The sequence below is a fragment of the Actinoallomurus bryophytorum genome, assembly GCF_006716425.1.
GTDB lineage: Bacteria > Actinomycetota > Actinomycetes > Streptosporangiales > Streptosporangiaceae > Actinoallomurus > Actinoallomurus bryophytorum.
In genome coordinates this window covers 346,224-360,666 of sequence record NZ_VFOZ01000001.1, presented here as the reverse complement: position 1 = coordinate 360,666, position 14,443 = coordinate 346,224, and the positions used below count along the sequence as shown (strand labels likewise).

General features: G+C 70.7%; 10 protein-coding genes and 2 tRNA genes. 5 read left to right on the top strand and 7 right to left on the bottom strand.

Annotated elements, in window-relative coordinates:
* Positions 1-589 precede the first annotated feature (589 nt).
* Positions 590-850 carry a YtxH domain-containing protein gene (locus tag FB559_RS01740; RefSeq protein WP_141952543.1) on the bottom strand — a complete coding sequence of 87 codons (261 nt, stop codon included), beginning with the start codon at positions 848-850 and terminating at the stop codon, positions 590-592.
* Between the two features lie 136 nt (positions 851-986).
* Here FB559_RS01740 and FB559_RS01735 point away from each other — a divergent pair.
* Together FB559_RS01735 and sigE are read left to right on the top strand one after the other, a co-directional pair.
* Positions 987-1,059 (top strand) — tRNA-Asn (locus FB559_RS01735).
* Between the two features lie 945 nt (positions 1,060-2,004).
* A complete protein-coding gene (gene sigE / locus FB559_RS01730; RefSeq protein WP_141952540.1) occupies positions 2,005-2,607 on the top strand; it encodes an RNA polymerase sigma factor SigE in 603 nt (200 codons plus the stop codon).
* On the opposite strand, the gene FB559_RS01725 is transcribed toward sigE, so the two are convergent.
* Positions 2,604-3,437: an EamA family transporter gene (locus FB559_RS01725; RefSeq protein ID WP_141952538.1), complete on the bottom strand. Its 834-nt coding sequence runs from the start codon at positions 3,435-3,437 to the stop codon at positions 2,604-2,606. The genes sigE and FB559_RS01725 overlap by 4 nt on opposite strands.
* Positions 3,438-3,471: 34 nt before the next feature.
* Between FB559_RS01725 and FB559_RS01720 the strand changes: the two genes are divergently transcribed.
* Positions 3,472-3,954, top strand: coding sequence for an Lrp/AsnC family transcriptional regulator (locus tag FB559_RS01720; RefSeq protein WP_141952535.1), 483 nt, complete (start codon positions 3,472-3,474; stop codon positions 3,952-3,954).
* A 59-nt stretch (positions 3,955-4,013) separates the two neighbouring features.
* Positions 4,014-5,399, top strand: coding sequence for an FAD-binding oxidoreductase (locus tag FB559_RS01715; RefSeq protein ID WP_141961447.1), 1,386 nt, complete (start codon positions 4,014-4,016; stop codon positions 5,397-5,399).
* A gap of 250 nt (positions 5,400-5,649) precedes the next feature.
* Here FB559_RS01715 and FB559_RS01710 read toward each other — a convergent pair whose 3' ends face one another.
* The 4 genes from FB559_RS01710 to FB559_RS01695 form a co-directional block, all read right to left on the bottom strand.
* Positions 5,650-8,001 carry an FAD-dependent oxidoreductase gene (locus FB559_RS01710; RefSeq protein WP_141952533.1) on the bottom strand — a complete coding sequence of 784 codons (2,352 nt, stop codon included), beginning with the start codon at positions 7,999-8,001 and terminating at the stop codon, positions 5,650-5,652.
* Positions 7,998-9,092 (bottom strand): alpha/beta fold hydrolase, encoded by a 1,095-nt coding sequence (locus tag FB559_RS01705; protein ID WP_141952531.1) that lies wholly within the window; start codon positions 9,090-9,092, stop codon positions 7,998-8,000. Before FB559_RS01705 ends, FB559_RS01710 begins: the two co-directional genes overlap by 4 nt.
* Positions 9,093-9,185: 93 nt before the next feature.
* Positions 9,186-12,017, bottom strand: a complete 2,832-nt coding sequence (locus FB559_RS01700; RefSeq protein ID WP_246121298.1) for a helix-turn-helix transcriptional regulator — start codon at positions 12,015-12,017, stop codon at positions 9,186-9,188.
* Between the two features lie 220 nt (positions 12,018-12,237).
* A complete protein-coding gene (locus FB559_RS01695) occupies positions 12,238-12,681 on the bottom strand; it encodes an ATP-binding protein (protein ID WP_185792002.1) in 444 nt (147 codons plus the stop codon).
* Between the two features lie 551 nt (positions 12,682-13,232).
* Between FB559_RS01695 and FB559_RS01690 the strand changes: the two genes are divergently transcribed.
* Positions 13,233-13,309, top strand: a tRNA-Ile gene (locus tag FB559_RS01690).
* A gap of 356 nt (positions 13,310-13,665) precedes the next feature.
* Here the strand turns inward: FB559_RS01690 and FB559_RS01685 are convergent.
* Positions 13,666-14,325, bottom strand: coding sequence for a choice-of-anchor C family protein (locus tag FB559_RS01685; protein WP_185792001.1), 660 nt, complete (start codon positions 14,323-14,325; stop codon positions 13,666-13,668).
* Between the last annotated feature and the right edge of the window lie 118 nt (positions 14,326-14,443).

Here is a 14,443-nt window from a genome sequence, read left to right as displayed (position 1 = left end):
CGCGGGGTTGGGACCCGTGCGGGCTCGGGGCCTGTGCGGTGCCGGGGCCTGTGCGGAAGGCGAGGTCCGTGTCGGGGTCGAGGCCTGTGCAGGGCCGGGATCTGTGCGGAGGCCTGCGTCGGGGTCGGGGGCCTGTGCGGGGTCGGGATCTATCCCGGGTGCGAGGCCTGTGCGGGTTGGGACCCGTGCGGTGCCGGGACCTGCGCGGAGAGCGAGACCTATGCCGGGGTCTGGACCTGTGCGGGTTGGGACCCGTGCGGTGCCGGGACCTGCGCGGAGAGCGAGACCTATGCCGGGGTCTGGACCTGTGCGGGTTGGGACCCGTGCGGTGCCGGGACCTGCGCGGAGAGCGAGACCTATGCCGGGGTCTGGACCTGTGCGGGTTGGGACCCGGGCAGGTCGAGACCTACCTCGCCGGGGCCGGGGCCGGGACCGCCCGTCTGCCGGCCGGGCCGTGGCGGCCCGGCCTCACCCGCGGCAGCCCCGATGACGGCATGCGCCATCGCACGACCCGCCCTCCTCGGCCGGCCGTCCTGTCGAGGAGGTACTCCTCCTGTATCCCCGTGAACCGGAACCAGTGGCGGCCTCGTCAGCCGACGTCGGCTGTGTCCTTGTGCTCGCGGCGCATGCCGGGAACCTTGTCGTACACCTTGTCGCCGACCTTCTGGCGTGCCGTGTCGGCGAGCTCGCCGGCCCGCGCCCGCAGGATGCCGGCGGCCTCCTGGACGGTCGGGTTCTCCGCGACACTCCGGGAGAGACGCTTGATCTGCTCATAGCGCTCCCGCCCCGCGTGGGTGCCCAGCACATATCCGACTGCTGCTCCCGTGAGGAACCCAAAGCGATACTTCATGGCCATCTCCTCTACCGGTCGTCCTAGACATACCCCCCGTCCGCCCCGGCAGTCGGGAGGAAACGAGCGCCCCCGGAATGCGCTAACCTTGGAAGCCGCTAGGGCGTCCGGAGCGTTGAGCGGCCGCCTTGCACGATCCTCCGTAGCTCAATTGGCAGAGCAGCCGGCTGTTAACCGGCAGGTTACTGGTTCGAGTCCAGTCGGGGGAGCCGAGGCAACCATCCCTACTCACCGACCTTTGGTCGGTTTCGCTCGGGCCCGCGATGTTGTCCAGGGGGGCGACCCCCTGGAACCCCCGATGCGGGGCTCCGCCCCGCCCTTGGTGGCTCAGGTCGGGATCGTGCTTGCTCTTTTCGGTGGGCGGCCAACGCTCCCCGGACTCATAGTTCGTGACCGTGGCGTACCGCCTTTGGTGGTTTTGGCGGTGCCCGCGCTGGTTGTCCTGGGGTGCGATCCCTGGAATCCCCGTGCGGGGCTTCGCCCCGCCCTGGGTGGCTCAGGTCGGGATCGTGCTTGCTCATTCCGGTGGGCGGCCAACGCTTCCCCGGACTCATAGTTCGTGACCGTGACGTATCGCCTTTGGTTGGTCTTGGCGGTGCCCGCGCTGGTTGTCCAGGGGGCGACCTCCCGGAACCCTCGGTGCGGGGCTTCGCCCCGTCCTTGGGTGGCTCCGCAGAAGGCGGTGCGGGTTTCTCGCCGGGTTTCGGGTTCAGGGTGGGGGTCTTCCTTGTTCGTCCCGGTGGGCGGCCGGTGGTTTCGTGGCTCACCATTGCCGATCTTGAGGTACCGACCTTCGGCCTGCGGGGCTGGGGCGGGAGGGCGGTTCTCGGCAGGGCCGGATCACGAGTCCGGTCTTTTCTCATCTCACCAGGGGTTTCGCCGGTGCCGGAATCGGTCGGGCCTCAGACGTTGAACCGACGACCCCCTGGGCACCGTATGCGTGTCATAGGGATCTACTTCCAGAGGATGAAGGCGTTCCCGGCCGTCTCCACCCCGCGGTGGACGAAGGTATGGACAAGACCCGCCTGCCGGGCGACGTTGGAGGAGGCCGGCGCTGACATGCTTGAGATCGTGAGAGGGAAGTGGCGCCCTTACATCGCCCTTACCTCCCGCAGGCAAGACTCTGATGTACACACCGCTTTCGGGGGTGACAGGTGAAGGTTGACACGGCGGCATGGACGCCGCCCAGCTGGGACGGGATCGTGCGTGAGCACTCAGCGCGCGTCTACCGCCTGGCGTACCGGCTGACGGGGAACCAGCACGATGCCGAGGATCTCACCCAAGAGGTCTTCGTACGCGTGTTCCGGTCCCTGTCGAATTACACTCCCGGCACGTTCGAGGGTTGGCTGCACCGCATCACGACGAACCTCTTCCTCGACCAGGTACGACGCAAGCAACGGATCCGTTTCGAGGGTCTCGGTGACGACGCGGCCGAGCGGCTGCGCGGTCGCGAGCCGAGCCCGGCGCAGGCATATGACGACCAGCATCTCGACGGCGACATCCAGACGGCACTCGACGCCCTCGCCCCGGAGTACCGCGCCGCGGTGGTCCTGTGCGACATCGAAGGGCTGTCCTACGAAGAGATCGCCGCGACACTCGGCGTGAAGATGGGCACCGTACGCAGCCGGATCCACCGGGGCCGTGCCCAGCTGCGCGCCGCGCTCGAGCACCGCGCACCCGAGGTGCGCACCGCCTCCAAGCGCAAGCCGCGCCGTGTCGGCCGCATGCGCACCAACCCGGCCTTCACGACGCCCTAACCGCGCTCCCGATGGAGCGCGGTCCCTGCGACCACCAGGCCGATGCCGGCCACCTCGGCGGGCATCGGCAGCTGGCCCAGCACGACGGCGCCGATGACCGCCGCCGTCGCGGGCAGCAGTGAGACCAGCAGCGCGTACGTCGCGCGTGCCATCCGTGCCATGGCGAGCTGGTCGCAGACGTACGGGATCACCGACGAGCTGATCCCCACACCGATGCCGGCGCCGAGCAGCGCCGGATGGGTCAGCGCGGGTGCCACCTGCCACGTGCCGAGCGGTATCACGCAGACCGCCGCCACCAGCATCGCCGCGGCCAGGCCGTCGACCCCGTCACCGTCGCTTTGGGCCACGCGGTGCGCGAGCACGATGTAGAGGCCGAACAACGCGGCGTTGGCGAACGCGAAGACGAACCCGAGCGGCTCCCCGGCGAGTCGTACGTCCGTGAGCACGTAGACGCCGACCGCGGCGGCCACCAGGGCCGCGATGTTGCGCGGCGTACGGGTGCCCGCGGCGGCGAGCGCGATCACCGGAACGAACTCGATCGCGGCGACCGTACCCAGCGGCAGCCGGGCCACCGCCTCGTAGAAGCAGCTGTTCATCGCTGCCAGCACCAGGCCCCAGCACACGATCGTGGGCTCGCCGAGCCGTCGCCAGGGGCGGCGCCAGAGGGCGAAGACGAGCGCGGCGCTCCAGATGCGCAGCCCGGCCACGCCGGCCGGGGCGACGCGGGCGAAGAGCAGAACGGCGAAGGCGGGCCCGAGGTAGTGGAAGACCGCGCTGCCGACGAAGTACGACCAGCCCGGCGCGCTTCTCGTTCGCCGCGAAATGTCCATGACGGAATGGTCGTCCCGGCGATACCGTGCGTGAATGGCGGTTCGACGACCCAGGCCGGGTGAAGGCTACGGATCCAAGCCGCTCGACGCGATCGACCTGAGGATCGTCGGCGAACTCCAGATGGACGCCCGTACGAGCCTGGCCGAGCTGGGCCGCAGGGTCGGCCTGTCGGCTCCGGCCGTGGCCGAGCGCGTCCAGCGGCTGGAGGACACCGGCGTGATCACCGGGTACCACGCCGACGTGGACCCTGCGGCGCTCGGCTTCCCGCTCACCGTGATCGTCCGGATCAGTCCCGCGGTACGGGAGATCCCGCGCGTCGCCAAGATCGCCGTCGACATCCCCGAGGTCGTCGAGTGCCATCGCGTCACCGGCGAGGACTGCTTCGTGCTCAAGCTGTGCCTGCGGGCCATCGGTGACCTCGAAGGCATCCTCGACCTGTTCACACCGTTCGGCCGCACGACGACGTCGGTCGTGCAGTCCTCTCCCGTCCCGCGCCGCCCGCTCCCGCTCGACTAGGCCCCTCTCCGAACGGCAGTGGGCGATTCGGGTCGAATAGGGTGCCACGTATGGCGGTGATGTCCGGAAACGTGGTGGCCGAGCTGGAGCGTGTACTGCCCACCGGCCGGGTCGTACGGGACGCGGATGTGCTGGCGTCCTACTCGCATGACGAGGCGGAGTGGGCGCCGTACGGCAGCCCGGCCGCACTGGTACGGCCCCGCGACACGGCGGAGGTGGCCGAGATCGTCGCGCGGTGCGCCGCCCTGGGTGTCCCGGTCGTCGCGCGCGGCGCGGGCACCGGCCTGTCCGGGGGCGCCAACGCCCTCGACGGCTGCGTGGTCATCTCGTTCGAGGCGATGAACAAGATCATCGCCATTGACCCGGACGAACGCCTCGCCGTCGTGCAGCCCGGCGTGGTCAACGACGAACTGCGCGACGCGTGCGCGCGGCAGGATCTCTGGTACCCGCCGGACCCGGCGAGTGCGCCGTGGTCGACCATCGGCGGCAACGTCGCCACCAACGCGGGCGGGCTCTGCTGTGTGAAGTACGGCGTGACCCGCGACTACGTGCTCGGCATGGAGGCGGTCGTCGGGCGCGGCGAGGTCGTACGGCTCGGCCGCCGTACGGCCAAAGGCGTGGCAGGGTACGACCTGGCCGGCCTGATGGTCGGCTCCGAGGGCACACTCGGCGTCATCACCGAGATCACCGTACGGCTGCGAGGCAGGCGCGCCGCCGAGCGCACGGTGGTGGGCTACTTCGACTCACTCGTCGCCGCCGGCCAGGCGGTCGCCGCGGTCTCCGCCGCGGGGGTCGTCCCCAGCGCGCTGGAGCTCATCGACCGGCACTGCCTGCGCGCGGTCGACGAGTGGCGGCACATGGGCCTCGCGGACGGCGGCAACGTGCTGCTGCTCGGCCGCAGCGACGCTCCCGGCCAGGCCGGCGAGGAGGAGGCGGACGCGATCCTGGCCTGCTTCGAGTCGGCGGGCGCGACCTGGAGCACGCGGTCGACGGACCCGGAGGAGGCCGAAGCGCTGTTCGCCGCGCGGCGGCTGGCCTATCCCGCCGTGGAGCGGCTGGGCCCGGTCCTGACCGAGGACATCTGCGTCCCGCGCATGCTCGTACCGGAGATGCTCGCCCGGATCGAGCGCATCGCGACGGAGCACGACATCCACATCGCCAACGTGGCGCATGCCGGAGACGGCAACCTCCACCCCTTGATGATCACCTCCCCGGACGACGACGCCGCACGGGAACGAGCCCAGGAGGCGTTCGAGCGAATCGTCGACGAGGCGATCGCGCTGGGCGGCACGGTCACGGGCGAGCACGGGGTCGGCCTGCTGAAGCGCCGCGGCCTGCGGGAGGAGGTCGGCCCGGTCGTCCTCGGGATGCACCGGGCGATCAAACAGGCCCTCGACCCGGCCGGGATCTTCAACCCGGGCAAGGTCTTCGCCCTGGACACCTGACCGACCCCGCACGGACCAGAACGGGCACGCCCGTGGCGTCGGGATTCGGCGGGCCGGGGCAGCGGTAGGTGGGACCGGGTCGCGCGGCTGGGACCGCCGGATCGCGGAGACGCCAGCGGGCGAGTGGTGCCCGGGTGCCGGCTCCGTGCGGCAAGGGGCTTCGTGCGGGCGGGATGCTCCGCCTTCGGGCGGCGCCATGTCGGACCCGGCGCGGCTGGCGGCGCCCCGGCCGGCGGCGCAGGCGGGAGGCTCAGAGCCTGGGGCGGTACATGTCCCAGAGCTCGCCGAGGAAGAAGCCGGCGAAGCGTTCGAGGGCGGACGGGCCGTGCGGTCCGGTGGTGCGGAACGTCGTCAGCTGCCGGGCGAAGTCGTCCATGCCCAGGTGAAGGATGCCGGCGCCGGCGATGGCGGCCTCGTCGTCGCCACCGTCGGGTACGTGGCCGTCGAGGAGGCGGAAGTAGAGCGTCGTGGTGTCCGGCCAGAGGCGGCTCGTCGGGTGCCGGCGGATGTCCTTCCAGCCCGAAAGGGTGCGGGGCCGGTTCGTTCCGTCGGTGAAGTGCAGGCGGTATCGCATGAGTCGGCGATCCGGCGCACCTCCCGGCGAGAACAGGTTGAACCAGCCCCGCTCGACTTGACACCGGCCCCCGCAGCCAGCGGCGTCAATCCATCCCTCGGCCTGAGCGGTGTGCTCCGGCTCCTCGAGAAAACGCTCCACGTCATCGACCGTGATCGTGAGCCGGAAACCGAGCGACTGCCCGGCCTCCCGTCCGGCTTCCTCTCCCGGTCCAGGAGCGTTCTCTCCGTCGGTGTAGAACCCCTTCATCTCCTCGGTGAACGACAGCGACGTGCGATCCGGAGAACCCCCGGCGTCCTCCGTGACGCTCGTCGTGTCGTTCACCGCCCCCCTTGCCGGCCGCGCGTGAGCGCGACCGGGGTTCTCGAGCAGGCGGGTGGACATGCGGTCCGCCAGCGCTGCGATGGTGAGTGACGGGTTGGCCCCCACCGGGCCGGGAAGGGCCGCTCCGTCGGCGACGTAGAGACCCGGGAAGCCGTGCACCTCACCCCAGGGATCGCAGACCCCCTCGCCCGCGCTGCGGCCCATCGGCGCGCCGCCCAGCGGGTGCACCGTCACGATCTTCTTGCGGAACCAGATCGGGTTGTCCGCGTAGGTCGCACCCAGCACGTGCGCGACCCGCCGCATGGTGGCGCGCAGCCGCTTGAAGTACGCCTCGCTGGTCTCGGCCGTCCACGTGACGTCGAGGTTTCCGCTCTTGAGCCGGAGCCTGCCGTCCGGGACGTCACGGCCCATGCCGAGCAGCGGCAGGGAGCTCATGGACAGGGCGCCGTCGCCGATCAGGTCCGAGAGCTCCTTGGACGTGCGGCTGTCGGGCGCGCCCGAGATGAAGGCGCGGAAGCGCTCGAGCGCGAGGCGCACCATCCGGGAGATCTCGTGCCCGAAGTCGGCCTCCTCGACCATCCAGTTGACGAAGCCCGGGTAGCCCCCGTCCTGGATGTAGGCGCCACGACCCGCCCCGCTGACGCCGTCCAGCTCGTCGGGCAGCCGGATCGTGCTGGTGATGACCGGGCCACGGCTCGCGTCGAGCGGGCGGATCCGTGCGCGGTCCCTGGCCCGCAGCAGGAAGGTGAGCAGGTCGCCGTTGCCGGAGAACCGGGTGCCGATCGCGTCGCTCAGCCCGGGGAAGCGTGCCCGGTCGCGCAGCAGGAGGTAGGAGGTGCCGTACGTGCCGGCCGCCAGCACCAGGCGATCACAGGAGATCGTCTGCAGCGGCGGCTTGCGTGTCTTCGCGTCCGGGTCGTGCACGACGAAGTCGACCTCATAGCCGCCCTCGGGCCGTGGCCGGATCGCCAGGACCTCGTGCAGCGTCCGCAGGTCGGCGCCGTGGTGCTTGGCCGCGGACAGGTAGTTGTGGTCGAGGCTGTTCTTGGCGCCGTCGTTGCAGCCGATGTTGCACTCGCCGCACAGCCGGCAGGTCACGCGCTGCGCGCCGTGCAGGTTGCCGTACGCCGGCTCGGTCAGCGGCAGGCCCAGGCCCGGCCCGGTCTTCGCGTCCGGGGCGAAGCTGACCGCGAGCGGCGGAAGGTGCCAGTCGAGCCCCAGCTCGGCCGCGGCGTCCTGCATCGCGTGCGTCTTGGGAGTCGCGGCGAACGCGGGGACATCAAGGGGGTACGGCCGGGCGCCGAGCATCTTCTCGACCGCGTCGTAGTGCGGATCGAGGTCGGCGCGCGTCACCGGCCAGGTCTCATAGCCCCCGCCGGGAAGCGCCTCCTCGTCGACGAACCAGCGCTCGTCCTTGCGGAGCAGCACGTTCGCGTAGATCAGCGAGCCGCCGCCGAGCCCGCTGGAGACCACTGAGTCGAAGCCGCGGAAGCTCCAGACGTCGAACAGCCCGTAGAGCCGCTCGGTCGGGTCCCAGAAGGCGCGGCTCATCTCGGCCGGAGAGCGGGCGAAGCTGCCGGGCGGGTAGTCGCGCCCCCGCTCGAGGACCACGACGGACTTGCCGGCCTCGGCCAGCCGGTACGCCGCGACGGACCCGCCGAACCCCGACCCGACGACGACCACGTCGGTGTGCTCGCCGGTCATGCGGCGCTCCGCTTGAGGAAGTCGACGATCTTCGGGAAGACGTCCAGATGGACGTTTTTGCCGGTGAAGGGATCGAAGTGGCCGTATCCAGGGAGGATCTCCAGCTCGTGCCGGCCTGGTGCGATCTTGTTGAGCGTTTCGTAGCAGACGACGTTCGCCTGCGGGAAGACGTGGTTTTGGTCGCCGGTCAGGAACAGGACCGGGGTCGGGATGTCCGCCGCGCCCGCGAGGTAGTCGTCGGGCAGGTCGGCGTGGCGCGAGTCCGACGGGTCGTACTTCACGACCTGCCCGGCCGAGACCATCTTGCGTACGTGCCGGAAGTAGTTGAGGCCGCAGGGCCCGAGCAGGTCCGCGATGCGCTCGTGGGTCACCGGGTCGAGGTTGTCGTGGGGGTACATCGCGGGCCGGCCGCTGCCCCACATGAAGCTCTCCATGTGGCAGGCGCGCACGTCGCACTCGCGGTGGAACAGGGACACCGCGCGCGACAGCATCCAGCCGCGCGTGAAGGGCGGTGCATCGCCGAAGCGCGGGTCGAGGAACGAGAGGCCGAGGACGTACTCCGACATCGCCGGTCCCACGGCGAGCTTGAACCGCGACCAGGCCGGCACCCGGGGCGTCAGCGAGACGCTGTTGCTCACCAGGCTGGTGATGCCGTCGACGGCGCCGCCGAACAGGCTCATCGAGAACGACACCGAGCCGAGGCAGTGCGCGATGACGTGCACCCGGCGGTCTCCGACATGGCGGCGCAGCTCCCGTACGGCCGCGGGGTGGTCCCAGTGCGCGATGTCGTCGAGCGTGAAGCGGTGGGTCTCGGTGTCGTAGGGGAACCGGTTGCTCATCCGGAAGTCCGACGTCCAGACGTCGGTGAACCCGGCGTCCAGCAGGAAGCTCACCAGGTTGTGGTGCTCGGGCATGATGAACATGTCGCTGGAGGACGTGAGGCCGTGCACGATCAGCACGACATCGTCGCAGTCGGCGCGGTGGAAGCGCCTGAGCTCGAGGCCGAGGTCGTCCTCCGTCGCGAACGGATGCACGGATATCTCGGCGTCCTTGACGCCTTCGAGTGTGTATCGCGCGATGTGACGCTGCATGGCTGTCGTCCTCCGTGTTCCCCTGGAGTCACCCTCTCGCTCGGAAGGGACCCGGGGCATCGTGGTAATCCCTGACTTTCTTCTGCACAGGGGTCACAGAGGGCGGTTCAGCGCGCTGACGATCGCGACGCGGGAGGTCACGCCGAGCTTGGCGAAGATGTGGGAGATGTGGGTCTCGACCGTGCGCGGGCTCACGAAGAGTCTCTCGGCGATCTGCTGGTTGGTGTTGCCGTCGACGATGAGCCGGGCGACTTCCATCTCACGCCGGGTCAGGCCGTGCGGACCCGCTCCGCGCCCCGCCGTCCGGCGGTTGACCCGGACGCCGAGGCGGCGCTGCTCGCGTACGGTCTGGGCGTGCAGGTTGCGTGCGCCGCAGTCCTCGAAGATCGTGGCGGCGGCGCCGAGCCGGCTGACCGCGTGCCCGCGCTCGCCGGCCGCGGCGTAAGCGATGCCGGCGTGCATCGTCGCCCGGCCGGCGTCGATGCGGAGCTCGGCGGTGGCGAACACCTCGGCCGCGGCGCTCGCGTGCTCCGCTGCGACCGCCGGGTCGCTCTCGATGAGGGTGTGCGCGCGGGCGAGCCGGGCCGCGGCCATGGTGGTCTCGGCGTCGGGGCGTGCGCCTTGCTCGGCCCGGTCGGCCCACTGGATCGCCTCACGCTGCCGGCCACGCGACGCCGCCACCCAGGCCAGCGTCTCGCAGCAGAAGATCAGGGTGCCGAGGTCGAGCCGGGGTGCCTTGAAGTCGTCGCAGGCGTCGAGGAGCGCGGGTTCGCCGGCTTCGAGGTCGCCGGAGTTGACGAGCGCCATCCCACGCGCGTAGCGGGCCAGCGCGCCCCACCACTCGCCGCCTCCGCCGGTGTCGACGGCCTCGGCGCCGAGCCGCAGGGCGACCTCGTCGTCGCCGGCCCAGCTGCGGGCGAGGCATTCCTGGGTGAGTGCGAACCCCAGCTGCTGCCCCGAACCCAGCAGCCGGGCGGCGTCGGCGGCGTCCTCGGCCGCGGCGGCGGCCTCATCGAGGCGGCCGAGCATGACGCCCGACCGCGCCTTTCCGGCGAACAGATTGCTCATGATGTAGCTCTGGCCGGTGGCGCGGTACACCGCGATCGCACGGTCGAAGTGCTCGCGCGCCGCGCGATGCCGGCCGAGGAAGGTCTCGGTCCAGCACAGCCACGCGATGGCGTCGGGCCACTCGGCGAGATGCTCGTCGGCGGCGGTCGCCAGCAGCCGGGAGGCGGCATCGATGTAGCGGACCGCGTCCGCCATCCGGCCCGCGGCATACGCGGGCAGCGGGCGGAGCGCGGCCACCGCCAGAGTGATGCCCGGGTCCCAGTCCGGTGACGTCTCGGGCATCATGTCCAGCACCGCCTGGGCGGCGCGGAAGTCGCTGCGCATCAGGCTTTCGGCGACCAGGCGGATCCGCAGCGGCAGGGCGGCGGCCGACTGCGGGCCCGGAATCCGGCGCAGCTCGTCCAGCAGCAGCGCGCGTGCCTCGTGCGGACGGTCGAGCTGGCGCTCCATCAGCGCACCGAACCTCGCGGCCTGGGCCCGCCGCGCGTAGTCGGCGGGCGGCAGCAGCCGCAGCACCTCCCGCGCGGTGTCCCGGCCCTCCTGCAGCCGGCCGCTGACCGCCTGCAGCCGGGCCAGCTCCAGCAGCAGCTCGATCCGGTCGCTCGCCTCTTCGGGCATGAGGTTCAGGGCCGCGGCGAGCCAGTGCGCGGCGGCGGCCGGTGCCTGAGCGGCGACGGCACGCGTCGCGGCGACGAGGGTGTCGATGGCCGCACGGTCGCCGAACCGGCCCGAGCGCTCGACATGGTGAGCGCGCGTGGTCGCGGGGGCGCCCAGCCGGGCCAGGTGCGCGGCGATCCGTGCGTGCGCGGCGAGCTGCCAGCCGGCCGCCGCCGCACCGTACGCGGCGTGGCGTACGAGCGGATGGCGGAACCGGAACCGGCCCGGTGAGGCGGGCCGCACGACGTCGCGGGCGACGAGTTCGCTGATCGCCTCGAGAGTCCGGTCCTCGGGCAGCTCCGCGGCGACCGCCGCCAGCGCGGGTTCGAACTCGTCCGCGGCGACGGCCGCGGCCTGCGCGACGAGCCGGGCGTCCGCGGGAAGCCCGCTCAGCTCCACTCGCAGCGCCGCGCGGATGGCGGGCGGAAGCTCGTCCGGACCCCCGCTGCCGGCGATGGGTTCGCTGCCCATGCGGGCCAGCGCCTCCAGATAGAAGGGGTTGCCTCCGCTGGCCTCGAACAGGGCCTTGCGCCGCGCGCGGTTGACGCCCGGTCCGAGGAACTCCTCCACCTCGGTCTCGTCGAACGGGCCCACCGAGATCCTCGGCGCGGCCTCCATGAGGGCGGCCAGCCGGGGAGACGCCTGGGCCGGCCGGTAGGCGACCACGACGAGCACCTGTCCGTGCGGGGGATGGCGGACCAGGTGGTCGAGCAGCTCGACCGACGCCTCATCGGCCCAGTGCAGGTCGTCCAGGATGAGAACGAGGCCCTCTTTGGGGATGACCTCCTCCAGCAGCCGCCGTATCGCGCGGTAGGCGCCGTAGCGGCCCATGCCGGTGTCGACCGGGACGGAGGCGTCGAAGCGGTTCGCCGACAGTGCGGGGAAGACGGCCGACAGAAGCGACCCGGCCTGTTCTCCGAGCCGGCCGGGGAGTTCGGCGGCGAAGGTCTCCAAGTGGTCGTCCAGGGCGTCCACCACGGCCCCGAACGGCATCTCCTGCTCGAACTCGGCCGCCTGGCCCCAGAGCGGGAGCATCCCGCGGCTCTCGGCGTCGGACATCAGCTCGATGAGCAGCCGCGTCTTTCCTGTGCCTGGCTCGCCGGCCAGGCCGACCAGCCGGGCCATGCCATCGCCGATGACGTCGAGAAGCCGGGTGAACTGGTCGAGGACGTCGCGGCGGCCGACCAGCGGGGGAGTCACATCGCGGCCTGTGCCCGCCGTCGACGATGCACCGGTCGGTCCGCTGACACGCCCATTCATACCGAATCCTTGAGGTGGCGATGCTTCGCGGCTTACCGAGGTCCGAAAGACGTAAGCGGCAGTTTACATAGCCGAGGGTGTCACGTGTCACGCCAGGATATTGACTGTTCGTGACCGACGCCACAAAAACACAGCGAGTGAGGTGGCCCGGCCGTTCTCGTCATGACGTGGAGAGTGCGGCCCAGACGGCCTTGCCCGTACCGGGCAGAGGGGTCCATCCCCAGACGCGGCTGAGCGCCTCGATCACGTGGAGACCGCGGCCGTTCTCACAGACGTCGTCCGCGGAGCGCATCTTGGGGTCCTGGTCGCTGGGGTCACAGACGATGAAGACGACGAGGTTGCCCTGGCGTACGAGCGTGAGCTTGATCGGCATGTCCCCGGCCGCCGCGGCGTACGGGGGGAGTCCGTGACGTACGGCGTTGGTGACGAGCTCGGAGATGATCACGGCTGCGTCGTCGACGAGGTCGGGGAGTCCCCACGAACGCAGCGTCTTCGCGGCGAACTCGCGGGCGGTACGTGACGAGGTGCTGACCGGCCGCAGCGCGCACACCGCGCCGTCAGGCGCGGACAGACCGGACTCGAGAGCCGCGAAGGACGGCAGCAAATGAGTCCTGTCGTGCGTTACCGCAGGCGGGCGCCGTGTTTCAGGGCGGCCGTCCGTGCCGGAACTGCACGTCGTGCTGTACACGGGCATCTGGCGGGCCTCCAGACGAACTCGGGGCGGATCCGAGTGGGTTCGATCGGCTATCTTCCTCCCCCCGCCATGCGGATGCAAGAACTGATGCACTCCCAAATGCACGTGCATTTGGGAGTGCATCCGCAGCCTTCACCTGTCTGGAGTGCGGCAGAGCCGCCGAAACGGGTGGTGAACGGTCACTTGCCGGGGCTCATGGTGACCGTGAGTGGACACGGAAGAAAGTGGCGGATGAGTCCGGCTGGTGGGACATCGGCGTCCGGTCCGGTGTCGGGGCAGCCGGCGGCCACTCGCGTGCGGCCGTCCCTATTGCCTTGGCGCGGCGGCGCGCCAAGGCAATATCGGTCAAGGCAAGCGGGCGGCGTCACGTTCGCGCACCGGGGAGGTCCTGAGCCGGTGTGTCCGAGTTGCGTCGAGCCTTGCCAGGCGGGCAAGGTAGTGGGGCTCGGGGCCGATACCTCGGGGCGGTAGCTCAGCCGGTTAGAGCAGAGGACTCATAATCCTTGGGTCGTGGGTTCGAGTCCCACCCGCCCCACCACCAGCGGAAACGAGACCTGAGCAAGCCTAAGCGGCCTTCCACATCCGTCATGACCAGAGGACTTGAGGACTCGACCCGGTCATGACGAGAGGCGTCCACGGGCCTCCACGGCACTGAGAGAGTCCCTGCGGCTCGGGCGGAACTCCGCTACACCGCCTGCCTATAGCGCCGTCCGCCACATGCTGGTGAGGCCCTCAAGGCGTCTGGGATACGGCGGCCACGCCACGGCGGGCGCCCCGCGAAGTGTGCCGCGGCCTTTTCTGACAGAGCAAAACCCCTGTTCACGAATGTGCTGAGCACGAGTGAACAGGGGTTTTACGCGTTGCCCGCCTAAATGGCGGTTATTGCGGCTCGTGTCACGGGCGCACGAGGCGGCATTCGATCGGGTTGGACTGGCTGACGTTCACGGCGTCGACGACCGGACCGTAGCCCCCGCCCGTCGTGCTGGCGAAGGTGAGGGTCGCGCTCGGGGCGAACGCGCGGAAGCGGTACCGCTGCGCGACGTAGCCCATGTTGCCCCGTGACTTGCCCGCCGTGTTGAAGATGAAGTTCTTCTGGACGGTCGGGTGGCCGAGGGTGTGCTGGACCACCCGGGTGAAGCCGCGCTTCACCGTCGGGCCGCCGTCCGGGTTCCCGGCCAGCGCGAAGGTCACCGTGTAGCAGCCGCCGATGCGCGTCGGGATCTGCTGTTCGACCGTCCCGGAGTCGCTGCCCTCGAGGTCGAGGGACTGGCGCCCGTCGGCGGCCTGCCAGAAGTTGGCGCCGGTGAGGTCGACGTTGCCCTGGCTGACCCGCCAGGGGCCGATCGTGCTCCCCGTGCCGTACCGGATGAAGGAGTTCACCGGGATGGCCGGCGCCTCGAAGCCGCCGTTGGCGAGCATCGGAGACGGTGGCACCGTGCGGGCCTGTGCGGCGGGCGCGGCGGCGGCGGCGATGGACAGTGCGACGGCGCAGACCGGCGGGAGCGCGCTGATCAGCCGGGAGACTTGCGGGCTACGACGCAACGGGACAGTCATATCTTTCTCCTGTTGTTTGCGATCTGTTCCCGGGCGGGCGGATGAAGTCCGAAACAGACGCCAGAGCCCCCCCGAGCACCTGCTGTAATTGAACATCAGCTCTGGGTAATCAAGGGGA